This is a genomic window from Bacillus sp. AFS002410 (assembly GCF_002556365.1).
Lineage (GTDB): Bacteria > Bacillota > Bacilli > Bacillales > Bacillaceae_G > Gottfriedia.
In genome coordinates this window covers 1-435 of record NZ_NUEU01000110.1, presented here as the reverse complement: position 1 = coordinate 435, position 435 = coordinate 1, and the positions used below count along the sequence as shown (strand labels likewise).

General features: G+C 36.8%; 1 protein-coding gene. It reads left to right on the top strand.

All coding sequences use genetic code 11. The features are described 5' to 3' along the window. Positions 1-435: transposase (locus CN692_RS25340; RefSeq protein ID WP_142317577.1), on the top strand; the 435-nt coding region annotated here is incomplete at both ends.

Here is a 435-nt window from a genome sequence, read left to right as displayed (position 1 = left end):
AAAGCAGAGATAGATGTCCTCGTAAAAGAAATTGAAGAATATACTATCATCCAATCGATTCCAGGTATCGGAAAAAAAATCGCGGCAACGATTATCTCTGAAATTGGTGAAATTGATCGGTTTGATAATCCTAAAAAACTTGTGGCTTTCACTGGTGTTGACCCGAGTGTCTTTGAATCTGGTAAATTCACAGCCAGTAGAAACCGAATTACAAAACGTGGTTCTAGTCGATTGAGACATGCGTTATTCATGGCTGTTCGGTGTGCAATTCGTGATAATCGTAAGAGTAAGACAACAGACGAAATCATTCCACGAAATAAACGAATGCGACAATTTTATGATAAAAAGCGCGAAGAAGGAAAACCATTTAGAGTAACAGTTATTGCTTGTGTAAACAAACTATTACATTGGATTTATGCCCTGTTAAAAAGCAAA